The 21,654-nt window shown below is 58.2% G+C and carries 16 protein-coding genes and 1 tRNA gene; 3 read left to right on the top strand and 14 right to left on the bottom strand.

Going from position 1 to position 21,654, the window contains the following annotated elements; all coding sequences use genetic code 11:
• Nucleotide 1: 1 nt before the first annotated feature.
• The 8 genes from AD669_RS24640 to rpsU all read right to left on the bottom strand — a co-directional run bounded on the left by AD669_RS24640 (nt 2) and on the right by rpsU (nt 11,990).
• Nucleotides 2-1,684: an NAD(P)/FAD-dependent oxidoreductase gene (locus tag AD669_RS24640; RefSeq protein WP_008085177.1), complete on the bottom strand. Its 1,683-nt coding sequence runs from the start codon at nt 1,682-1,684 to the stop codon at nt 2-4.
• A 222-nt stretch (nt 1,685-1,906) separates the two neighbouring features.
• The gene (locus AD669_RS24635; RefSeq protein ID WP_053124425.1) at nt 1,907-2,368 is read right to left on the bottom strand and encodes an Lrp/AsnC family transcriptional regulator; all 462 of its coding nucleotides are present in this window, start codon (nt 2,366-2,368) and stop codon (nt 1,907-1,909) included.
• A 295-nt stretch (nt 2,369-2,663) separates the two neighbouring features.
• Nucleotides 2,664-3,230 (bottom strand): PBECR2 nuclease fold domain-containing protein, encoded by a 567-nt coding sequence (locus AD669_RS24630; protein ID WP_053124423.1) that lies wholly within the window; start codon nt 3,228-3,230, stop codon nt 2,664-2,666.
• A gap of 217 nt (nt 3,231-3,447) precedes the next feature.
• Nucleotides 3,448-3,524, bottom strand: a tRNA-Ile gene (locus AD669_RS24625).
• 15 nt (nt 3,525-3,539) lie between these two features.
• Nucleotides 3,540-7,286: a bifunctional diguanylate cyclase/phosphodiesterase gene (locus AD669_RS24620; RefSeq protein WP_053124422.1), complete on the bottom strand. Its 3,747-nt coding sequence runs from the start codon at nt 7,284-7,286 to the stop codon at nt 3,540-3,542.
• 126 nt (nt 7,287-7,412) lie between these two features.
• Nucleotides 7,413-9,257, bottom strand: a complete 1,845-nt coding sequence (gene rpoD, locus AD669_RS24615) for an RNA polymerase sigma factor RpoD (RefSeq protein WP_053124420.1) — start codon at nt 9,255-9,257, stop codon at nt 7,413-7,415.
• A gap of 67 nt (nt 9,258-9,324) precedes the next feature.
• Nucleotides 9,325-11,289 (bottom strand): DNA primase, encoded by a 1,965-nt coding sequence (dnaG, locus tag AD669_RS24610; RefSeq protein WP_053124418.1) that lies wholly within the window; start codon nt 11,287-11,289, stop codon nt 9,325-9,327.
• Nucleotides 11,290-11,774: 485 nt separating this feature from the next.
• Nucleotides 11,775-11,990, bottom strand: coding sequence for a 30S ribosomal protein S21 (gene rpsU / locus AD669_RS24605; protein ID WP_002551877.1), 216 nt, complete (start codon nt 11,988-11,990; stop codon nt 11,775-11,777).
• Between the two features lie 199 nt (nt 11,991-12,189).
• On the opposite strand from rpsU, the gene tsaD reads away from it, so the two are divergent.
• Nucleotides 12,190-13,215, top strand: a complete 1,026-nt coding sequence (gene tsaD, locus AD669_RS24600; protein ID WP_053124416.1) for a tRNA (adenosine(37)-N6)-threonylcarbamoyltransferase complex transferase subunit TsaD — start codon at nt 12,190-12,192, stop codon at nt 13,213-13,215.
• A 23-nt stretch (nt 13,216-13,238) separates the two neighbouring features.
• Here tsaD and plsY read toward each other — a convergent pair whose 3' ends face one another.
• Nucleotides 13,239-13,808, bottom strand: coding sequence for a glycerol-3-phosphate 1-O-acyltransferase PlsY (gene plsY / locus AD669_RS24595; protein WP_053124414.1), 570 nt, complete (start codon nt 13,806-13,808; stop codon nt 13,239-13,241).
• Between the two features lie 74 nt (nt 13,809-13,882).
• Between plsY and folB the strand changes: the two genes are divergently transcribed.
• Together folB and folK are read left to right on the top strand one after the other, a co-directional pair.
• The gene (folB, locus tag AD669_RS24590; RefSeq protein WP_053124412.1) at nt 13,883-14,239 is read left to right on the top strand and encodes a dihydroneopterin aldolase; all 357 of its coding nucleotides are present in this window, start codon (nt 13,883-13,885) and stop codon (nt 14,237-14,239) included.
• The gene (folK, locus tag AD669_RS24585) at nt 14,230-14,745 is read left to right on the top strand and encodes a 2-amino-4-hydroxy-6-hydroxymethyldihydropteridine diphosphokinase (RefSeq protein WP_053124410.1); all 516 of its coding nucleotides are present in this window, start codon (nt 14,230-14,232) and stop codon (nt 14,743-14,745) included. The genes folB and folK overlap by 10 nt, the downstream gene beginning before the upstream one ends.
• A gap of 91 nt (nt 14,746-14,836) precedes the next feature.
• Here folK and AD669_RS24580 read toward each other — a convergent pair whose 3' ends face one another.
• The 5 genes from AD669_RS24580 to glpE all read right to left on the bottom strand — a co-directional run bounded on the left by AD669_RS24580 (nt 14,837) and on the right by glpE (nt 21,625).
• Nucleotides 14,837-16,060, bottom strand: coding sequence for a multifunctional CCA addition/repair protein (locus tag AD669_RS24580; RefSeq protein WP_053124406.1), 1,224 nt, complete (start codon nt 16,058-16,060; stop codon nt 14,837-14,839).
• 63 nt (nt 16,061-16,123) lie between these two features.
• On the bottom strand, nt 16,124-17,686 hold the full coding sequence (locus tag AD669_RS24575) for a SpoVR family protein (protein ID WP_053124404.1): 1,563 nt from the start codon (nt 17,684-17,686) through the stop codon (nt 16,124-16,126).
• A complete protein-coding gene (locus AD669_RS24570) occupies nt 17,683-18,954 on the bottom strand; it encodes a YeaH/YhbH family protein (protein ID WP_053124403.1) in 1,272 nt (423 codons plus the stop codon). The genes AD669_RS24575 and AD669_RS24570 overlap by 4 nt, the downstream gene beginning before the upstream one ends.
• A 121-nt stretch (nt 18,955-19,075) precedes the next feature.
• Entirely contained in the window at nt 19,076-20,998 is a 1,923-nt protein-coding gene (locus AD669_RS24565; RefSeq protein ID WP_007910115.1) for a PrkA family serine protein kinase, read from the bottom strand.
• 297 nt (nt 20,999-21,295) lie between these two features.
• Nucleotides 21,296-21,625: a thiosulfate sulfurtransferase GlpE gene (glpE, locus tag AD669_RS24560; RefSeq protein WP_008085194.1), complete on the bottom strand. Its 330-nt coding sequence runs from the start codon at nt 21,623-21,625 to the stop codon at nt 21,296-21,298.
• Nucleotides 21,626-21,654 lie beyond the last annotated feature (29 nt).

Here is a 21,654-nt window from a genome sequence, read left to right as displayed (position 1 = left end):
CTTACTCGGGCAGGGCGATAGGGCCGATGTCTTTGAACACATCACCGGGGCCCGGGTTCGCTTTATGTGTCGACCCACCAAAATGTTTCATGATCCCCCACACCGCGTTGAGCGAGGTTTGCACCGCACCTTCGACCCAGGCCGGTGTCCACGAAACGTCGTCGCCGGCGATGAAAATCCCGCGTTGCTCGGCCGGCATCTCGTCCTGCATGAAGTGCGCGTACATGCGCTGGTTGTAGCGATAGTGGCCGGGCAGGGCACCTTTGAAGGCACCGAGGAAGTACGGGTCGGCTTCCCACGATACGGTGATCGGATCGCCAATAATTCGCGCGGCGATATCGACTTTTGGGTAGATTTTTTTCAGTGCGTTCAGCGCCAGTTCTACGCGTTTCTCCACCGGGTGCGGGAGCATTTTCAATGCGTCACTCATCCACGAGTACGACAGGCAGATCACGCCCGGCTTGTCGTCGCCGTTGTCGAACAGATAAGTGCCACGGGTCAGGCGATCGGTGAGGGTCATGCTCATCAAGTCGCGGCCGGTTTCCGGATCCTTGTCCTTCCAGAATGGCCGGTCGACCATCACAAAAGTCTTCGACGACTGCATGTAGCGGGTGCGGTCGAGGGCCATCCACATCTTCTGCGAGAACAGGGTTTCGTCGCATTCGATCTGCGTGGTCAGCAGCCAGCTCTGGCACGTGGTCAGCACGGCGGCGTATTCGCGGGTATCGCCATTGTTATCGGTGACCGCGAAACGGCCATCCGGCGCATGAGCGATTTTCTTCACGCCGGAACGCGGCGCGCCACGGTGCAGGGATTTCAGGCTGGTGCCTTCAGGCCAATGCACGCAGCGCTCCGGCACATGACGCCAGATGCCTTGCGGCACTTGCTCGACGCCGCCGACCACCAGGTGTTGGTGATCGTCGCAATTGGTCATCACCACGCGGAAGATTTCCAGCATCGAATTCGGGAAGTCCGAGTCCCAGCCGCCGGTACCGAAACCAACCTGACCGAACACTTCGCGGTGATGGAACGACAGTTTGGCGAAGGCTTCCGAGGTGGCGACGAAGTCATAGAACGTGCGGTCGTCCCACAGCGGCACCAAGGTATTCCACAGCTCTTTCAGGCGTGGCACATCGCGGTCGCGGATGGCTTGCTGGATATCGGCGAACTGCGAGCCGGCCTCCAGCGCATCCGCCCAGGCGTCAGCCACTTCCTGAAACAGTGCAGGAAGATCCGCCAGTTTCTGTGCGTAATGGGTTTTGCCTTCGAGATCGATCACGGTGCTGCCGGAGGCAGGCGTCAACGGGTTCGGGAAAGGTTTGGTCTCAAGGCCGAGCTTGTCGACGTAGTGATAGAACGCGGTGGACGACACCGGGAAACGCATGCCACCGAGTTCAGCGACGATGCCGTCAGTGCCGTTGAAGGCTTGCGAGCGTAAACGACCGCCCAGCTTCGACGCTTCGTAAACCACAGGCTTCAGGCCGAGTTTCATCAACTCGTAAGCCGCCACCAGACCGGCGATGCCCGCGCCGACAATCGCCACTTCTGCGCCGTGATTGTGCTCGGGAATAGTGCCGAGACCGGCCGGGTGCTCGATCCAGTCGTCAAACGCGAACGGAAAGTCCGGGCCGAAAATGGTGACTGGTTTCTTACCGTCTGCAGGATGGCGATTGTTCTTGTTCATGGCTGACCTTGCTGGCGACCCGACGCGGGATGCGCGTCTGAGTATAGGAAAAGATGCCAGCCATTCTAGGGAGCGTGGAACACGTTAATAAGACGCAAAGTGTCGTCGTTTTGCCAATAACCTGATCAATCTGACGATAATCCGCTACATACTGTCCCTTGTGGGAGCGAGGCTTGCCCGCGAATAGGTTCTATCCATCAACCGAAAAATCATGATCAACACTCAAACCGGCTGCCCCCGATCAACCTTGCTACTCAAAATAATCGAAGTCGTCGTCTTCTCCACCCCATCCACCCCGCCAATCTGATCCAGCAACTGATCGAGCTGCTCCGGCGAATCAGTGCGCAACCACGCCACATAATCAAACTCGCCACTCACCGCACACAACTGCTGCACCTGCGCCATCGCACTCAACCGACGCACCACCTCCTTGCCGGAACGCGGTTGCACTTTGATCCCGACGTAGGCCTGCAAGCCGCCATCGACCACCCGCTGACCGAGACGCACGCCGTAACCGGTGATCACTTTGGCCTTCTCCAGACGTGCCAATCGTGAGGTCACGGTAGTGCGCGCAATGCCCAACTGCCGGGCAAGCATGGCAACGCTTTCGCGGGCGTTGATTTGCAGGGCGGCGATTAGTTGACGGTCGATTTCATCGAGCGCGGGCGGGCGGGTGTCTGGCAAGGGGTGGCTCCGTGGGTGTGGGGGCGGTGAGTACGCATGTTACAGACACTGTCAGCAACACGCTTGCAGGCGATGTTTGAACTGTTCACCCAAGAATCGATGTCATCGTTGCGCTGAAACAATACATCGGATATTTGATTTGACTTGGTTGGCCTATTTATCAAGAATGCCAGCAAGAGCGCGAAATCCGCTGCCTTGCAGGGCATTAGTGGATGTAGGTACCTCAGCGATGCTGCAACATCGGTGTAAGGTGAGACCTCTTCATCCCATTTCCTGAGGATGCAAATATCAGGATTCAAATATTAAGGGCAGCCAAATGGCTGCCCTTTTCTTTGTCTTCAAGAATGTACCGCTTGTACAAAAGCTCGCCTTGGCGGTGTTTGTTCATCGCTCTGGCGGGAGCGTGCATGAAGTTCCAGAGGATATGCCCGTTTCGCACATCGACCACGACAAGCATGTCGTTTTTTGCCTCGTAGGCGTTAATGAATGCCATTCGGTATCCGCCGTTATCGTAGAGGACTTTCCATATTTCAAAAGGTCCCGTCAGCGTATCTATGGCATGTCGAACATAACGTTCTCGGGAGTCTGGACGTTTCTCGACGATGTGGGCGAGTTTGTCTCTCAGAACCGCGACGTTACCGATGGGCGTGAGGATGGTAACGGCCAACAATGACTCGTCGATAAACCCAAAGTGATCCGAGAGGATTTTGAGCGCGCCTTCTGCGTCCTCGGCCCTTTTTACCTCTTCTATTGCGGCTGACCGAAGTTCTCTCGATAAGGTTCTGAGATCGGGTAAGGCGAGGTCGATCCAGGTTTGCTGGTCGGCTGCTTCCTTTATCAGTGGCGCAGCATTCACGAGCATGAAATCGATCCTGGACGGGCGGAGGCGTCCGGAGATTACTCGTCTGGAGAAACGGTCAACAACGCGCGGAGAGGGGAGAAAACTTAGTTTGGGAACATTCCTACAGATCTTGCGGTTGTATTCCTAACAATGGCCTTCCGTGCATTGCGCTCGCCAAGACGTCGAACCCTAATCCATCGCCCAAGAAAAAGCCGCGCATTTAGCGCGGCTTTCAATTTGGTGGGCCCACACGGACTTGAACCGTGGACCAAAGGATTATGAGTCCTCTGCTCTAACCAACTGAGCTATAGGCCCTCAGTAGGCCGCGGATTATAGCGACGGTTTCTCGGCTGTGCTATCCGAAAAATCCGATACGGTCACACGCAGAAACGTTGCGGCGAATTCTTCCGGCGGCAGCGGCAGGCTGACGATGTAGCCCTGGATCTGTTCGCAGCCCTCGGCGGCGAGGAATTGTTGCTGCGCCTGGGTTTCCACGCCCTCGGCGATGACGGTGAATTGCATGCTGCGGCCCAGGGCGATGATGGCGCGCACAATCGCCGCGTCGTGGGGGTCGTCGGGCAGTCCGCGGACAAAGGACTGGTCGATTTTGAGGATGTCCAGTGGCAGGCGTTTGAGGTAGCTGAGCGAGGAATAGCCGGTGCCGAAGTCGTCAATTGCCAGTTGCACGCCGAGGTGTTTGAGTTGGTGCAGCACGGCCAGCGCCTCTTCGGCCTGACTCATGATGAAATTCTCGGTAATTTCCAGTTGCAGTAAATCCGGCATCAGGCCGTTTTCGTTGAGCAGTTGCTCGATGCGCCCGAGCAGGTTCGGCTGGCGCAGTTGTGCGCCGGCGAGATTCACCGACAACGGGCCGAGGCTGTCGTAGACCTGGTTCCACTCGAACATCTGCCGGCACGCGGTCTCCAGAACCCAATCGCCGATCTGCAGAATCATGCCGTTCTCTTCGGCCAACGGAATGAAGTGCTCCGGCGGCACATCGCCAAAGGTTGGGTGGCGCCAGCGAATCAACGCTTCGGCACCGACCAGACGATGGTCGTCGAGGCTGATTTTTGGCTGGTAGTAGAGGTGCAATTCATTGCGCTCGATGGCCCGGCGCAGTTCGTGTTCCAGCGCGATACGCTCGCTGGCCTGCGCGGTGAGGTCGCGGGTGTAGCTTTCGACGCGGTTGCGGCCCTTGGCTTTGGAGCGGTACATCGCCGCGTCGGCGTTTTTTACCAGCGTGGCGACGTCGCAGCCGTCGCGCGGATAGAGGCTGGTGCCGATGCTGGCGCTGATGAAGAACTCATGTTCGCCAGCCTGAAACGGCGCACCGAAGCAGTTGAGCAGTTTGGTGGCGATGTTGTCCGCGTCGCTGGCCTGTTGCAGGCCGGGCAGCAGGATGATGAATTCATCACCGCCCAACCGCGCCACGGTGTCGATGTCGCGCAGTTGCTCTTTGAGGCGCACGGCGATGCCCTTGAGCAGCAGGTCGCCGACCGGGTGGCCGAGGCTGTCGTTGATGTGTTTGAAACGGTCGAGGTCGAGGAACAGCACGGCGCCCTGACCACCGTTTTCCTGTTGTGTGGTCAGCGCCGAGAGCAGACGACTTTCGAACAGCGTGCGGTTTGGCAGGCCGGTGAGCGGGTCGTGGTGCGCCTGATAATCGAGTTTCGCCTGCGCGTGTTTGAGACTGGAAATGTCGGCAAACACAGCGACAAAGTGCGTGATGAATTTGTCGCGGTTGCGCACGGCGCTGATGGTCAGCCAGCTCGGGTACAGCTCGCCGTTTTTGCGTCGGTTGGAAATCTCGCCTTGCCAATGACCTTCGTCGGTCAACTGGTGCCACATCGCCGCATAAAACGCGCTGTCGTGCAGGCCGGAGGCGAGCAGGCGCGGGGTGTGGCCGAGGGCTTCGCTTTCGCTGTAACCGGTGATTTCCGTGAAGGCGCGGTTGACTGCGCTGATGTGCTGCTGGGTATCGGTGATCAACACGCCTTCGGCGGTGCTCTCGAACACGGTCGCAGCCTGTTGCAGTTTTTCCTGCATCAGATGACGTTCAGTAATGTCGCGGGCGATGGTCAGCATGCAATCTTCGTCACCGATCGGCAGTGGTCGGCTGGACACTTCGCACAGACGAATCTGCCCATCGCTACGGCGGATATGGCAGGTGAAATCACGCACAAAGCCGTCGCGGTGCAGCAGGTCGAGCATCTGTTTGCGCTCGTTGAGGTTGACCCAGATTCCCAGATCCAGCGCCGAACGATCCACCGACATCGCGCTGTTGAATCCGGTGATGCGGCTGAACCCTTCGTTGACCTCCAGCAGCAGGCCATCGCTCTGCCGCGACAGCAGCAAACCGTCCGGCGAGGCGTGGAAAGCCTTGGCGAATTTCTCTTCGGAGGTTTGCAATTGCTGCTGGGTTTCTTTGAGCTGGGTAATGTCGCGCACCACGACCACCAGCGCCGGCGTGGTGTCGAGGTCGAACGGCTCGGCGGAAATCAGGCCGGTGAACACTTGGCCGTTATTGCGCCGAAAGGGCATTTCCAGATTGCGGATGCTGCCGGCCTGCAAGCGCTGGAGCAAACCGGGGCCGACGCCGGGAATGCCCCAGATATTCAGATCCGTGGCGGTCTGGCCGATGACTTCTTCGGCCTTGAGTCCAATCTGTTCCTCGAAGGCTTCATTGACCTCCAGCAAACAGCCGTCGGACAGCCGCGCAATCACCAGAATGTCCGGGCATTGCTGGAAGACCGAGGCGAATTTTTGCTCCGACAAACGCAGCGCTTCTTCGGTGCGCTTGGTTTCGCTGATGTCGATCATCAAACCGCGCATCACCGGCTCATGGCCGTGTTCGATCAGGCTGACGATGTCGCGCACCCACAGGCAGCGGCCGTCGGCGGTGATCACCCGGTAATCGAGGCTGTGATCGCGCCCGGCCAGTACTTCGTGATCACAAAAACTCTGGGCGCGAGTGAGGTCGGCCGGATGAATGATGTTGCGCCAGAACCCCGGAATCAGCCAATGCGACAGTGGATAACCGAGCAAGTCTTCGGCGTGCGGTGACACATAGCTGTAGGTGAAGTCGCTCATCCGCGCTTCCCAAGCGATCGCCGACAAACTTTCGACCAGCCCACGGTAGTGATATTCGCTGCTGCGCAGCTCCTGTTCGAGATCGATGCGCCGGGCGATTTCCGAGCTGAGGCGGCGGTTGATGCGGATCACCACGGCCAGCACGATCATCAGCAATAACAGGCCGGGCAAGCCGTAAACCAGCAGGTCTGACCAGAATGTCCGGTGATCGAGGACGTTACCGACCCAGTGTTCCTGAATGGCGCTGATTTCGGCGGGGCTCATGTCGGCGAGAACTTTGTCGAGAATCCCCACCAGCACTTTGTTTTCGCGCGGCACGCCCATCGCCAGTTGATAGCGATACGGGGTTTCGCCGCTGACGTAGAGGCCGTCGAGTTTGAGCTGACGCAGGCTCCAGACGCTGGAGGCGAGATCGCCGACAACGGCGTCAACTTCGTCGGTCGCCAGCGCCTGCAACGCCGAACTGACGTTGGGCATGGCCACCAGATTCAGATCCGGGTGGTGGGTGCGCAGGAGTTCGTGCGGCGCATAGTTTTCCACCACGGCGATTTTTAATCCGTACAGATCATCAAGTTTGCGCGGTTGCGCGCCGCCGACGTGGGCGAGGATGACAATCGGGAAGTCGAGGTAGGGCCGGGTGAATGACAGATAGTTCTGCCGTTCCGGAGTGGACATGATCCCCGGCAGCAGATCGATCTTGCCGGTTTTGACCTGCTCCAGCACTTCCGTCCAGCTGATGGGCTCAATCGGCGTGAGTTTGATCGCCAGACGCTGGCGAATCACGTCGATGTAATCAGCCGCCAAGCCCTGATAACGGCTCTGGTCGTCACGAAACTCAAACGGTGGCCACGACGCATCGACACCCAGGCGCAAGTCCGGGTGAGCCGCCAGCCAGCTACGTTCTTCATCGGTCAGAGTCAGCGCGTTAGCCGTTGCGGTCCAAATCATCAGTGACAGCAAGAAAAGCACGGGCGCCAGTCTGGGCATAACGCTCTCGTTATGGCTCGGGGGTGATTGTTTCGAGTGTAGACGCGGACTGCAGCGGGGAGGGTGGTGCGAGGAATTTAATCTGCCTAAAAACAAAACCCCCGGCCTGGGCCGGGGGTTCTGGTATCACTCGTCGAGGAAGGAGCGCAGATGCTCGCTTCGCGTCGGGTGGCGCAGCTTGCGCAGCGCCTTGGCTTCGATCTGACGAATCCGCTCACGCGTTACGTCAAACTGTTTGCCCACTTCTTCGAGTGTGTGGTCGGTGTTCATGTCGATACCGAAACGCATACGCAGCACTTTGGCTTCACGGGCAGTGAGGCCGGACAGCACTTCGCGAGTCGCTTCTTTCAGGCTCTCAACAGTGGCGACATCGATTGGCGACTGCATGGTCGAGTCTTCGATGAAGTCACCCAGATGGGAGTCTTCGTCATCACCGATCGGCGTTTCCATGGAGATCGGCTCTTTAGCGATCTTCAATACCTTGCGGATCTTGTCCTCAGGCATTTCCATGCGTTCGCCCAGCTCTTCCGGGGTCGGTTCGCGACCCATTTCCTGCAACATCTGCCGGGAAATACGGTTGAGCTTGTTGATCGTCTCGATCATGTGCACCGGAATACGGATGGTGCGGGCCTGGTCGGCGATCGAGCGAGTGATCGCCTGACGGATCCACCAAGTGGCATAAGTCGAGAACTTGTAACCACGACGGTATTCGAACTTGTCTACCGCTTTCATCAAGCCGATGTTGCCTTCCTGGATCAGATCGAGGAATTGCAGACCACGGTTGGTGTACTTCTTGGCGATCGAGATCACCAGACGCAAGTTGGCTTCAACCATCTCTTTCTTCGCGCGGCGGGCCTTGGCCTCACCGATCGACATGCGACGGTTGATGTCCTTGATTTCAGCGATGGTCAGACCGGTTTCGGTTTCCAGCGCGATCAGTTTCTGCTGGCAACGAATGATGTCCGGCTGTACGCGACCAATTGCTTCGGCGTACTTGCTCTTGCCTTTAGCCAGGGCGTCGGACCAGCTTTCGTCGACTTCGTTACCCGGGAACTGACGCAGGAAATCAGCGCGTGGCATACGTGCATCACGTACACACAGTTGCATGATCGCGCGCTCTTGCTGGCGCAGACGATCAAGGGCACCGCGAACACGTTCAACCAAACCTTCGAATTGCTTCGGTACCAGTTTGATCGGCATGAACAGCTCGGCCAGCGCCAGCAATTCGGCAATCGTTGCCTTGTTGCTGCGACCGTGCTTTTTCAGGGCCTTGCGGGTGATTTCCATCTGGTCGGCGACCGCGCCAAAACGCTGGGCGGCGATAACCGGATCCGGACCGCTTTCGGCTTCTTCTTCGTCATCGGAAGATTCGGCTTCTTCGTCGTCGGTTTCGTCGTCGGCTTTCGCGACTTTCGCTTCGACAGGCGGCGGTACCTCGGCAGGCGGCGCAATGCCGTCGTCCGGGTCGATATAACCGCTCAGGACGTCGGACAGGCGGCCACCTTCGGTGGTCACACGAGTGTACTCGGAGAGAATATGGTCAACCGTGCCAGGGAAGTGCGCGATTGCGCTCATCACTTCACGGATGCCTTCTTCGATTCGTTTGGCGATTTCAATTTCGCCTTCACGAGTCAGAAGCTCGACCGTACCCATTTCACGCATGTACATGCGCACCGGGTCAGTGGTGCGACCGATATCGGTCTCCACCGCTGCCAACGCGGCGGCTGCTTCTTCCGCAGCGGCCTCGTCGGTATCGGCGTCGGCCAACATAAGGGCGTCCGCATCCGGAGCACTCTCGTGTACGGGGATCCCCATGTCGTTAATCATGCGGATGATGTCTTCCACCTGCTCTGGATCTGAAATATCCTCGGGCAGGTGGTCGTTGACCTCGGCGTAAGTCAGATACTTCTGCTCACGACCCAGTTTGATCAACTCAATAATACGAGACTGCTGTTGCGCTTTTCCGGACATAACACCCTATCCACTGAAGGTCTTGGCGGGCAAAAAACAAGCCGAGGATTATACCTGAGCTATGACCTCACGCGCCAGTTGAGGTCGGGTTTGATGCGGAAACATTGCGACTTAGAAGGTCGCGCAGTTGATTTTTCTCTTCAATACTCAGTTCGCTTTGACGGGCTTTCCTGAGTAACTGTTCAAGATTTCGCTCGCGTTGGCGGGCTGACAAGCTAGTAATGGTGTCGAAAAACTGTTGTTCAAGGTTATCTCCGTCAATCAACCACTCCTTTTCTGCCAATGCCTTGAGCAATCGACCCTGTTCAGTGCCGTGCCATCGCGCGATCAACTGAAATGAGTTTAGCTTGGGATTCTTCTGTACGGCTTCGAGCAGCGCCACAAGCAGCTGGGCGTTGGTCTGATTCTCGTCCGCAATGTGCCCGGCATCTTCGACGCGCTCGGCCAGTTGCGGGTGATGGAGCAGTGTGCGCAGGGCGGTCAGGGTTGGCGATTCGACGCCAATCGGCGTGCGCGGGCGTTGCTGGTCGCGATCGCCGCCACGCTTGCCGTTTTTATCCCAGGGCTTCTTGTCCCACTTCTTGCCGCCAGCGCCAGGTTTCTTCGGCGTCCACTCCTGCTGCGGCACATACATGTCCTGTGCCTGCGGCTGATGGTAGTCGCTGTAGTCCGGCATTGCGTCGTAATTGATGCCCGGGTCGTAAGCGGGCGGCGCTTCCTGCGGCGCATTTTGCGCCAGCTGACTGACGGTTTCGCTGCTCAGGCCGGTGATTTCGGTCAGGCGCTGACGCATCAGGATGCGCAGGTTGGCGCCCGGCACTTTGTCGATCAACGGTGCGGCGAGGGTGGCCATGTGCGCCTTGCCTTCGAGCGAACGCGGGTCAGACTCTTCGGTCAGTTGCTGGAAGAAATAATCCGCCAGCGGCTGAGCGTGCTGATTGATGCGCGCCTTGAAGGCATCGGTGCCTTCAGCGCGAACCAGCGTATCCGGGTCTTCGCCTTCGGGCAGAAACAAAAAGCGTGCGCGACGCCCGTCCTGCAGGCTTGACAGCGTTGCTTCGAGTGCGCGCCACGCGGCGTTGCGGCCGGCCTGGTCGCCGTCGAAACAGAACAACACGTTCGGCACGACGCGAAACAGGCGCTTCAAATGTTCTTCGCTGGTCGCGGTGCCCAGCGTTGCGACGGCATTCTTCAAGCCTTGTTGGGCGAGCGCGATGACGTCCATATAACCTTCGACGACGATGATTTCGTCGAGGTTGCGGTTGTTCTTGCGTGCTTCATAAAGGCCGTAGAGTTCCTGACCTTTATGGAAAACCGGGGTTTCCGGGGAGTTCAGATACTTTGGTTTGTCGTCGCCGAGTACGCGGCCGCCGAAGGCGATGATGCGGCCACGGGTGTCGCGGATCGGGAACATCACGCGATCGCGGAAGCGGTCATAGCGTTTGCCGGTTTCGGCGTTCTCGATCAGCAGCCCGGCGTCGATCATGGCTTTTTGCTGAAGGGTGTCGCTGCTCAAATGTTTGAACAGGTTATCCCAGCCTGGCGGCGCGAAGCCGAGGCCGAAATCCCGGGCGATCTCGCCGGTCAGGCCGCGACCCTTGAGGTAATCCACGGCAGCTTTGCGCGCGGGGTGGCTCTTGAGGGCCTGCTTGTAAAAATCGGCAGCGGCGGTGAGCAACGGATAGAGCGGCGAATCAGTCGGTTGCCGTGGCTTGCGCTCGCGGCCGCTTTCTTCGCGGGGGATTTCCATGCCGGCGGCTTTCGCCAGATCTTCGATGGCCTGGGGAAAATCCAGGTTGTCGTGATCCATGAGAAAGCCGAGGGCATTACCGCCGGCGCCGCAGCCGAAGCAGTAATAGAACTGCTTGTCGGGGCTGACGCTGAACGACGGGGTTTTCTCTTTGTGAAACGGGCAACAGGCGGTGTAGTTCTTGCCGGCCTTCTTCAATTGCACGCGCGAACTGACCACATCGACGATGTCGGTGCGGTTCAGCAGGTCGTCAATGAAGCTCTGGGGAATTAGCCCGGCCATGGCATTCTCGTCGTCTGCGCTGCAATAAGTCCGATGCGTAAGGCTGCCGGACGCGGGTCGTTGTTTGAAGCACGCAAAAAGTGCGGCTCGACCGGTGTCGTCTGCGTAATCGCTGTCGGGAAGTGTATCTGCCGAAAATCCACTGACGTTAGTACCTATCAGTCTTCGACTATTTGAAAGTGTTGCGCTGAATCCGCTGACGGCCGGTTGAGGGCCTCGGATAGCTCAATAAAGCGGGCACGCATGCAGGTGCCTTGGGCTGATCGTCGTGAGAGGAATCAGTGGGTGTGCTCGTCAGTAGCCTTGAAAGGCTCGTCAGAAAAGACGTGCACCGCTGGCAAAAGAGCCAGGTCTGACGTGTTAAGCAGATTCGTCTTAGTCGCGTGTGCGGCTTCGACGTTGAAGCATCAAGCGTTTTACGCAAATGCCATTAGCCCGGCTCAGAGCCGGGCTTAGGCAAGAAGCTTGCTACGAACGTCTGTGTATTAGTACAGACGAACGGCGCGGCGCTGTTCGCGCTGAACTTTCTTGGCGTGACGCTTAACAGCGGCTGCTGCTTTGCGCTTACGCTCAGAAGTTGGCTTCTCGTAAAATTCGCGGCTACGAACTTCAGCCAGTACACCGGCTTTTTCGCAGGAGCGCTTGAAACGACGCAGAGCTACGTCGAAGGGTTCGTTCTCTTTAACTTTGACGGCTGGCATCCAGAGCTACCTTCATTCATTACCGGGGTCAACATCCTCGCGGCAAAAGAGCACTTGAAGACGTCGGTTTTTAAGGGTTGCGGATGTTAACCCCTCATCGCCCGGAATGCAAAGCCTCTGATCGAAAACCGCTGGTCGGGGCATCACGTGGCGACTATTATGCGCGCCTTCGAAGTCAGCCTAAACAAGGCGCAAACCCATGCTAGTACTGGGATTAGAAACCTCCTGCGACGAAACCGGCGTCGCATTATATGACAGTGAGCGCGGTCTGCTGGCCGACGCGCTGTTCAGCCAGATCGACCTGCACCGCGCCTATGGCGGTGTGGTGCCGGAGCTCGCCTCGCGTGACCACGTCAAACGCATGCTGCCCTTGATTCGTCAGGTGTTGGCCGAAGCGGACTGTGTACCCACCGAGATCGACGCGATCGCCTATACCGCGGGCCCTGGCCTGGTTGGCGCGTTGCTGGTCGGCGCTTCCTGCGCTCAGGCGCTGGCGTTTGCCTGGGGCATTCCGGCGCTCGGCGTGCACCACATGGAAGGGCATTTGCTCGCACCGATGCTGGAGCCAAAACCGCCGGAATTCCCGTTCGTCGCTTTGTTGGTCTCGGGCGGTCATACGCAGCTGGTTCAGGTCGATGGCATCGGTCAATACACCTTGCTCGGCGAGACGCTCGACGACGCTGCCGGCGAAGCATTCGACAAAACCGCGAAAATGATGGGCCTGAATTATCCGGGCGGGCCGGAAATCGCCAAGTTGGCGGAGAAGGGCGTTGCAGGACGTTTTACCTTTCCGCGTCCGATGTGCGATCGCCCGGGTCTGCAATTCAGCTTCAGCGGTCTGAAAACCTCCGCGCTCAACGCCTGGCAGCAGTGCGTCAGCGCCGGGGACGACAACGAGCAAGCCCGTTGCGACATCGCGCTGGCGTTCCAGCAGGCCGTGGTGGAGACTTTGACCATCAAGTGCAAGCGTGCCCTGAAACAGGCGGGCATGAAGCGTCTGGTGATCGCTGGCGGCGTCAGCGCCAACAAGGCCTTGCGCGTTTCGCTGGAGAAAATGCTCGGCGACATGAAGGGCGATGTGTTTTATGCGCGTCCGGAGTTCTGCACCGACAATGGCGCGATGATCGCGTTTGCCGGTTGCCAGCGCTTGCAGGCCGGTCAGCAGGAAAGTCTGGCGATCAGCGTGCAGGCGCGTTGGCCGATGGAGCAGTTGTCGCCGCTGTGATGAGCGGCGCTCATGGACGGTATTTAAAAATGCCGTTCGCGCCCGGCAAACAGGTCGCGTAGATTGCCGCGGTGGCGCCAGACGATCAGCAGTGTCAGCGCGCTCATCGGCAGCAGCGCCTCCGGTTCTTGCCAGGCCAGCAGTGGCAGGGTCAGCGGCGTGGCGATCAGCGCCGCCAGCGAGCTGGTGCGGGTCAGGTAGAACGTCAGCAGCCAGGCACACACGGCCAGCAGCGCGGCGGGCGGATACAGGCCCAGCAGCATGCCGGCGGCGGTGGCGACACCTTTGCCACCACGGAAGCGGAAATACAGCGGGAACAGGTGACCGATCACGGCACACACGCCGATCCACGCCTGCTCCTGCAGCGAAAGGCCGACAGCCGAGGCAATCAGCACCGGCACCAGGCCTTTGCACAGATCACCCAGCAGGGTCAGGATCGCCAGTTTGCGACCGACCAGGCGGAGCATGTTGGTGGCGCCGGCATTACCCGAGCCACTCATTCGCGGATCTGGATTTCCGGTCAGGCGGCTGAGCAAAATGGCGAAGGACAGCGAGCCGAGCAGGTAGGCGAGAGTCGCCAGTAACCAAAACATGCTAACTATTCCGGGCGAGGACGCCCTGATTCTAACGGCGCATTGCGCCCTTGTCGTGCAGCGGAGAGAAGTGCTTGGACAGAGTGTTTATCGAGGGCCTGGAAGTCGATACCGTGATCGGTGCCTACGACTGGGAGCGCGGCATCCGCCAGTGCCTGCGTCTTGATCTGAGCTTCGCCTGGGACAATCGCCCGGCCGCCGCCGGTGACGACCTGACCCTGGCGCTCGATTACGCCAGCGTTTCCACACGGATTCAGGGTTTCGCCGAGCAAGCGCAGTTTCAACTGGTCGAGACGTTCGCCGAGCGTCTGGTCGAAGTGCTGATGAGTGAATTCAACATCACTTGGGTTCGGCTGAAGCTGACCAAGCCTGGCGCGGTGCCAGCGGCCAAGGGCGGCGTGGGTGTGGAGATCGAGCGCGGATGTCGCTGACTCAGGTCTACCTCGGGCTCGGTAGCAATATCGAGCGCGAAATCCATTTGCGTGCAGGTCTCGACGCGTTGGCGACGTTTCTGGTGGATATCCGCTGTTCGGCGGTGTTCGAGAGCCAGCCAGTCGGGATCAAAAGCGGGCCGTTCTTCAATTTTGTGGTGTCGGCGTTTACCGATCTGCCGTTGATTGAACTGGATCGTCGCTTGAAGTTTATTGAGGCGGATAACGGTCGATATGCCCCGGATCGCAAGGGTTTGCCGCTGGATATCGACGTGCTGTTGTACGGCGATCTGGCGGGCAATTTCGACGGTCTGGTGTTGCCGCGTGCGGAAATTCTGAAAAATGCTTTTGTGTTGTGGCCGTTGTCGCTGATTGCGCCGGATCGCGTGCATCCGGGTGTGGGAAAAAGCTTCGCGACGTTGTGGGCGGAGGCGCAGATTGATCAGGTGTTGGCGCCGGTCGGGTTTGAGTGGCGCGGGCAGCAGCTCACGCCTTCGGGTCTTTAAAAGCAAAAGATCGCAGCCTGCGGCAGCTCCTACAGAGAAACGCGTATTCCCATGTAGGAGCTGCCGAAGGCTGCGATCTTTTGATCTTGCTTCAGGCTTTCTCTTTGTAGGCCTTCAACGCTTTCAGTCGCTCACGCTTCAGCGCCTCACCCAACTCCGGCCCCTTGAATCCCTTCTCCAGCAACGGCTGAACCGCAACCTCCCGTGCAACCTTCGCTGCACCGCGCAAATAATCCGCTTGTGGATAACTTCTCTGCTCCAGCCCTTTGCGGCCCCGGGCATCCATTTCGCACGCAGCGATAAATTCTTCAAACCGCTGCGGCCGGCGATACACGTCAAAACTCTGCAACAACTCCAGCAACGTCGAAGCCTTCAGCTCCAGCGCCCGGTGCCCATGGGTGTGGTATTTGCCAACCAGCAAGGCCAGTTCCTGGCAATCCTTCGGCGCTTTAAAGCGTTCGTTGACCGCTTTGATCAGCTTCAGTCCGGTGTGCTCATGGGCGATGTGCCGTGGCCATTCCTCTTCCGGTGTCAGGCCTTTACCAAGATCGTGCAGCAGACAGGCCCAGCGTACGGTCAGCGGTTGTTTGTGCAGCGCTGATTGCTCCAGCACGCTGAGCGTGTGCAGGCCGGTGTCGATTTCTGGGTGATGCGCCTCCGGTTGCGGCACGCCGAACAGCGCATCCACTTCCGGCATCAAGACTTTCAGCGCGCCGCAATCGCGAAGCACCTGAATGAATACCTGTGGCTGATCTTCCATCAGCGCGCGGGAGATTTCTTTCCAACTGCGCTCAGCGGTCAGTGCCTCCAGTTCACCGGACTCACTGAGTTGACGCATCAACTCAAGCGTTTCCGGCGCAACGCTAAAACCGAGCCCGGCATAACGCGCCGCGAAGCGGGCTACACGCAGGACACGCAGGGGATCTTCGGCGAACGCCGGGGATACGTGACGCAGGATTCGCGCTTCAAGATCGCGCTGACCGTGGTATGGATCGGTCAGATTTTGCTGATCGTCTTCAGCGATGGCGTTGATGGTCAGGTCGCGGCGAATCAGGTCTTCTTCAAGCGTCACTTCGGGACTGGCGTGAAAGGTGAAGCCGCCATAGCCGCGACCGCTTTTACGTTCGGTGCGGGCGAGGGCGTACTCCTCGCCGCTTTTCGGATGAAGAAATACCGGAAAATCTGCGCCGACCGGACGAAACCCCTGCGCGAGCATTTCCTCGGTCGTGGCGCCGACCACCACTCGATCGACATCTGTAACCGGCAACCCCAGCAGGCGATCACGAACCGCGCCGCCAACCTTGAAAATCTGCATAAAAAACCTCCGTTAGCCCGACAGGATAACCCTTGCGCCGGACTTTCGGAGGCCACAACCGTTTCAAAGATGAATGACGGCGAGGTCGAGCCGGCCGTAATCCCCTTCGCTGTGTTCACTGCGCGGCGGCACGTGATGGGTTTTCATGATCTGGTCGCCCTGCAGCGTTTCCAGATGAATATCGAAGCCCCACAAACGGTGCAAGTGTTTGAGCACCTCTTCAGTGGAATCGCCCAACGGTTTGCGGTCGTGCTGCTGATGACGCAGGGTCAGTGAGCGGTCGCCACGTCGATCGATGCTGTAAATCTGCACGTTCGGTTCACGGTTGCCGAGGTTGTATTGCGCGGCCAGGGTTTCGCGGATGATTCGGTAACCGGGCTCGTCATGGATCGCCGGCACCAGCAAATCGTCCTTTTGATCGTCATCCATGATGCTGAACAGTTTCAGATCGCGGATCACCTTCGGTGACAAATATTGCAGGATGAAGCTCTCGTCCTTGAAGCTGCTCATGGCGAATTTGATGGTCGACAGCCAGTCGCTCCCGGCAATGTCCGGGAACCAGTGGCGATCCTCCTCGGTAGGTTCTTCACACATGCGCCGGATGTCGCGGTACATGGCGAAACCCAATGCGTACGGGTTGATGCCGCTGTAGTAAGGGCTATCGAAACCTGGCTGGAACACCACGCTGGTGTGTGAGGTGAGGAACTCCATCATGAAACCGTCGGTGACCAGGCCCTCGTCGTACAGGTCGTTCATCAGCGTGTAGTGCCAGAAAGTTGCCCAGCCTTCGTTCATCACCTGGGTTTGGCGCTGTGGATAAAAGTACTGGGCGATCTTGCGCACGATACGCACGATCTCGCGCTGCCAAGGCTCGAGCAATGGCGCGTGTTTCTCGATGAAGTAGAGGATGTTTTCCTGCGGCTCGGCCGGGAAGCGTGCGTTGTCCTTGTCGCTGTATTTGTCCGCGCCTTTGGGAATGGTGCGCCACAGATCGTTGATCTGCTTCTGCATGTGTTCTTCGCGATCCTTTTGCCGCCGGCGTTCTTCTTCGGCGGAAATAGGGTAGGGGCGTTTGTAGCGGTCGACGCCGTAATTCATCAGCGCGTGGCAGGAGTCGAGCAAGTCCTCCACCGCGTCGATGCCGTGGCGCTCCTCGCACTGCATGATGTACTGCTTGGCGAACACCAGATAATCGATGATCGAACTGGCGTCGGTCCAGGTGCGGAACAGGTAATTGCCCTTGAAGAAACTGTTGTGGCCATAGCACGCGTGCGCCACCACGAGCGCCTGCATGCAGATGGTGTTTTCTTCCATCAGGTAGGCGATGCACGGATCCGAGTTGATCACGATCTCGTACGCCAGGCCCATCTGCCCGCGGCTGTAGGATTTTTCGGTGCTGAGGAAGTGTTTGCCATAGGACCAGTGGTGATAACCCAGCGGCATGCCCACCGAGGCATAGGCGTCCATCATCTGCTCGGCGGTGATCACTTCGATCTGGTTGGGGTAGGTGTCCAGCGCATAGCCGGCCGCGATACGGGCGATTTCGCGGTCGTAGGTCTGGATCAGCTCGAACGTCCATTCAGAGCCGGTGGAAATGGGTTGGCGCTTCTGCTCTTTGGCGGTCATGTCACTAACCTGCGCTGGAAGAGTTCACGGAAGACCGGATAGATATCCCCGGCCGAGACCAGTTGCTGCTGGGCAAAAGTGTCAGAAAAGGCGTCGGCGATGCGTTCGTACTCGTACCACAAAGCCTGATGTTCGCGCGGGGTGATCTCCACGTAAGTGTAGTACTGCACAAACGGCATGATCTGATTGATGAGGATGTCGCGGCAGATCGGCGAGTCATCGTTCCAGTTGTCGCCGTCGGAAGCCTGCGCCGCGTAGATGTTCCATTCGTTGCTCGGATAACGCTCGGCCATGATCTCTTGCATCAGTTTCAATGCACTGGAAACGATGGTGCCGCCGGTTTCCCGTGAATAGAAAAACTCTTCTTCGTCGACTTCGCGCGCACTGGTGTGGTGACGGATGAACACCACGTCGATCTTGTCGTAGTTCCGTTTCAGGAACAGGTACAACAGGATGAAAAAGCGTTTGGCGATGTCCTTGGTCGCCTGGGTCATGGAGCCGGACACGTCCATCAGGCAGAACATCACGGCTTTCGAGCTTGGGTTCGGTTGTTTGATCAGCAGGTTGTATTTCAGATCGAAGGTGTCGAGGAACGGTACGCGATGAATGCGCGCGCTGAGTTTCTCGATTTCTGCTTCGAGTTCCTGAATATCGCCAAAGTTATCTGGCTCTTCGCGTTTTAGCCGCTCGAGTTCTGCTTTGGCTTCGCGCAGTTTCGCCCGGCTACTGCCAGACAAAGCGATGCGCCGTGCATGGGCCGAACGCAGGGTGCGGATGATGTTGATCCGGGACGGGTTGCCTTCGTTACTGATGCCGGCGCGCACGGTTTTGAAGGTGTCGGTGCCGCTCAGGTTGCGTTTGACCAGGTTCGGCAGTTCGAGGTCTTCGAACATGAATTCGAGAAACTCTTCCTGAGTGATCTGGAAGACGAACTCGTCCATGCCTTCGCCGGAATTACCGGCCTTGCCGGGGCCGCGCCCGCCGCCACCGCCCGGTGGACGAGCAATGTGTTCACCGGCGGTGAATTCCTTGTTACCGGGATGAACCACGGTCTGTTTGCCGCCGCGGCCGTGGTGAAGCACCGGTTCGTCGATGTCGCGACCAGGAATACTGATCTGTTCGCCATGCTCCATATCGGTGATGGAGCGCCGGCTGACCGCCTCTTCGACAGCCTTTTTGATGTGGTCACGGTAACGCCGCAGGAAACGCTGGCGGTTTACCGTGCTCTTGTTCTTGCCATTCAAACGTCGGTCGATCACATAACTCATAGGAAGCCCTCCGGGCAGCTTCAAGTTGTGAGCTTCAAGCTGCAAGTAAAAGCAGGTTCCCGGGCATCAGTGGGTTACGCGCTTTGTTCTTGCAGCTCGTAGCTAGAAGCTTGCAGCTGCTTCACTGCGACTTCCGTACCCGCAGGTACCATTCGGAAAGAAGCCGTACCTGTTTGTCGGTGTAGCCGCGTTCGACCATTCGAGTGACGAAGTCGTTGTGCTTTTGCTGATCCTCCTTGCTGGCCTTGGCGTTGAAGCTGATGACCGGCAGCAGATCCTCGGTGTTCGAGAACATTTTCTTCTCGATGACCACGCGCAGTTTTTCGTAGCTGAGCCAGGTCGGGTTCTTGCCGTTGTTGTTGGCCCGGGCGCGCAGGACGAAGTTGACGATTTCGTTGCGGAAATCCTTCGGATTGCTGATGCCGGCCGGTTTTTCGATTTTCTCCAGTTCTTCGTTCAGGGCAACACGGTTGAGGATCTCGCCGGTTTCCGGATCGCGGTATTCCTGATCCTGAATCCAGAAGTCTGCATACAGCACGTAGCGGTCGAAGATGTTCTGGCCGTACTCGCTGTAAGACTCGAGGTAAGCGGTCTGGATTTCCTTGCCGATGAATTCGATATAACGCGGTGCCAGGTATTCTTTCAGGTAGCGCAGATAGCGTTCGCGGGTTTCGGCCTGGAATTGTTCCTGTTCGATCTGCTGTTCCAGCACATAGAGCAGGTGCACCGGGTTGGCGGCGATTTCATGCGGATCGAAGTTGAAGACCTTGGAGAGGATCTTGAATGCAAAGCGGGTCGACAGACCGTTCATGCCCTCATCAACACCTGCCGAGTCGCGGTATTCCTGAATCGACTTGGCTTTCGGATCGGTGTCTTTGAGGTTTTCACCGTCGTAGACGCGCATCTTCGAATAGATGTTGGAGTTTTCCGGCTCTTTGAGGCGCGAAAGCACAGTGAACTGCGCGAGCATTTTCAGGGTGTCAGGCGCGCAATGCGCTTTGGCCAGAGAACTGTTGAACAGCAGTTTGTCGTAGATTTTCACTTCGTCGCTGACGCGCAGGCAATACGGCACTTTGACGATGTAGATCCGGTCGATGAAGGCTTCGTTGTTCTTGTTGTTGCGGAAGGTGTGCCATTCCGACTCGTTGGAGTGGGCGAGCAGGATCCCGGTGAACGGAATCGCGCCGAGGCCTTCGGTACTGTTGTAGTTGCCTTCCTGAGTCGCGGTCAGCAATGGGTGCAGCACCTTGATCGGCGCCTTGAACATTTCGACGAATTCCATCAGGCCCTGGTTGGCCCGGCACAGCGCACCGGAGTAGCTGTAAGCGTCGGCATCGTTCTGTGGGTATTCCTCGAGTTTGCGAATGTCGACTTTACCGACCAGCGCCGAGATGTCCTGGTTGTTCTCGTCGCCCGGTTCGGTTTTGGCTACGGCGATCTGATTGAGGATCGACGGGTACAGTTTGACCACGCGGAACTGGCTGATGTCGCCGCCGAATTCGGCCAGACGTTTGGTCGCCCAGGGCGACATGATGGTGTTCAGGTAGCGCCGCGGGATACCGAAATCTTCTTCGAGGATCGCGCCATCTTCGGTGGCGTTGAACAGACCCAAAGGCGATTCGAATACCGGCGAGCCCTTGATCGCGTAGAAGGGCACTTTCTCGATCAGCTGTTTCAGCTTCTCGGCCAGGGAGGATTTACCGCCACCGACGGGGCCGAGCAGGTAAAGGATTTGTTTCTTCTCTTCCAGGCCTTGGGCGGCATGGCGGAAATACGAAACGATCTGGTCGATGCATTCTTCCATCCCGTGGAAGTCTTCAAAGGCCGGATAGCGACGGATCACTTTGTTGGAGAAGATGCGTGACAGCCTCGAATTGGTCGAGGTGTCGAGCAGTTCCGGTTCGCCGATGGCCAGCAATAGACGCTCGGCGGCGGAAACGTAGGCGCTTCGGTCTTTCTTGCACAGCTCCAGGTACTCTTGCAGCGAGAGTTCTTCCTGGCGTGTGGACTCGAAGCGTTGTTGGAAGTGGCTAAAGATACTCATGACGTCACCTCGCTCGATACGTGGAGCCGACGCCGGATCACTCAGTCGATGCTGGCAAACAACCGTTTTGGCAGCTGTTTGTTTACCCCCCAGAACACTTCCACGATCGACAATCGCGAAAGTCACTCCCGATGACCCGTGCGCCGGTGTACCGGCTCTCCCCTGTTTTGGATGGCCTGGGCTTAAGGATAGTTGGGAATTCAGGAGGTAAAGGCGAGATACGTAATTAGTTGTGGCAAGACCGTTCGTCTGCCCGCGCAGGCCCACGGCAGCCGGGGCCTGCGCGTGACAAAAAAATTATTCGGCGATGCCTTGCGCGGTTTCCGCAGGATAAGTCGTACGCCACAACTCGAAGCCGCCGTCCATGCTGTAGACGTCGGAAAAGCCTTGGCTGATCAGGTAGGCCGCAGCGCCCTGGCTGGAATTGCCGTGGTAGCAGACGACCACGGTCGGTGCATCAAGGTCAGCGCCTTGAATGAAGGCGTGCAGGGAATGATTGTCCAGATGCTTCGAGCCGCTGATGTGCAGGGCAGCGAAAGTCGCCGGATCACGGACGTCGACGACGACGGCACCTTGCTCACGCAGGGCCTGGGCCTGTTCCGGGGGGATTCGTTTGAATTCGCTCATGGCGGGTTCCTGTTGCTCGGCTGAAAGCG

It is taken from the genome of Pseudomonas sp. P1.31 (assembly GCF_001269815.1).
Taxonomy (GTDB): domain Bacteria; phylum Pseudomonadota; class Gammaproteobacteria; order Pseudomonadales; family Pseudomonadaceae; genus Aquipseudomonas; species Aquipseudomonas rustica.
The sequence above is the reverse complement of the archived record's forward strand: the minus strand, read 5'-3'. Positions and strand labels throughout refer to the sequence as shown.

What these genes read in the sequence shown, in the direction of transcription:
- dnaG (WP_053124418.1), bottom strand. Translation starts at nt 11,289, where the DNA reads ATGGCCGGGCTAATTCCCCAGAGCTTCATTGACGACCTGCTGAACCGC.
- folK (WP_053124410.1), top strand. Translation starts at nt 14,230, where the DNA reads ATGTCGCTGACTCAGGTCTACCTCGGGCTCGGTAGCAATATCGAGCGC.
- AD669_RS24620 (WP_053124422.1), bottom strand. Translation starts at nt 7,286, where the DNA reads ATGCCCAGACTGGCGCCCGTGCTTTTCTTGCTGTCACTGATGATTTGG.
- tsaD (WP_053124416.1), top strand. Translation starts at nt 12,190, where the DNA reads ATGCTAGTACTGGGATTAGAAACCTCCTGCGACGAAACCGGCGTCGCA.
- rpoD (WP_053124420.1), bottom strand. Translation starts at nt 9,257, where the DNA reads ATGTCCGGAAAAGCGCAACAGCAGTCTCGTATTATTGAGTTGATCAAA.
- AD669_RS24630 (WP_053124423.1), bottom strand. Translation starts at nt 3,230, where the DNA reads ATGCTCGTGAATGCTGCGCCACTGATAAAGGAAGCAGCCGACCAGCAA.
- glpE (WP_008085194.1), bottom strand. Translation starts at nt 21,625, where the DNA reads ATGAGCGAATTCAAACGAATCCCCCCGGAACAGGCCCAGGCCCTGCGT.
- AD669_RS24570 (WP_053124403.1), bottom strand. Translation starts at nt 18,954, where the DNA reads ATGAGTTATGTGATCGACCGACGTTTGAATGGCAAGAACAAGAGCACG.
- plsY (WP_053124414.1), bottom strand. Translation starts at nt 13,808, where the DNA reads ATGTTTTGGTTACTGGCGACTCTCGCCTACCTGCTCGGCTCGCTGTCC.
- AD669_RS24565 (WP_007910115.1), bottom strand. Translation starts at nt 20,998, where the DNA reads ATGAGTATCTTTAGCCACTTCCAACAACGCTTCGAGTCCACACGCCAG.
- AD669_RS24580 (WP_053124406.1), bottom strand. Translation starts at nt 16,060, where the DNA reads ATGCAGATTTTCAAGGTTGGCGGCGCGGTTCGTGATCGCCTGCTGGGG.
- AD669_RS24640 (WP_008085177.1), bottom strand. Translation starts at nt 1,684, where the DNA reads ATGAACAAGAACAATCGCCATCCTGCAGACGGTAAGAAACCAGTCACC.
- AD669_RS24575 (WP_053124404.1), bottom strand. Translation starts at nt 17,686, where the DNA reads ATGACCGCCAAAGAGCAGAAGCGCCAACCCATTTCCACCGGCTCTGAA.
- rpsU (WP_002551877.1), bottom strand. Translation starts at nt 11,990, where the DNA reads ATGCCAGCCGTCAAAGTTAAAGAGAACGAACCCTTCGACGTAGCTCTG.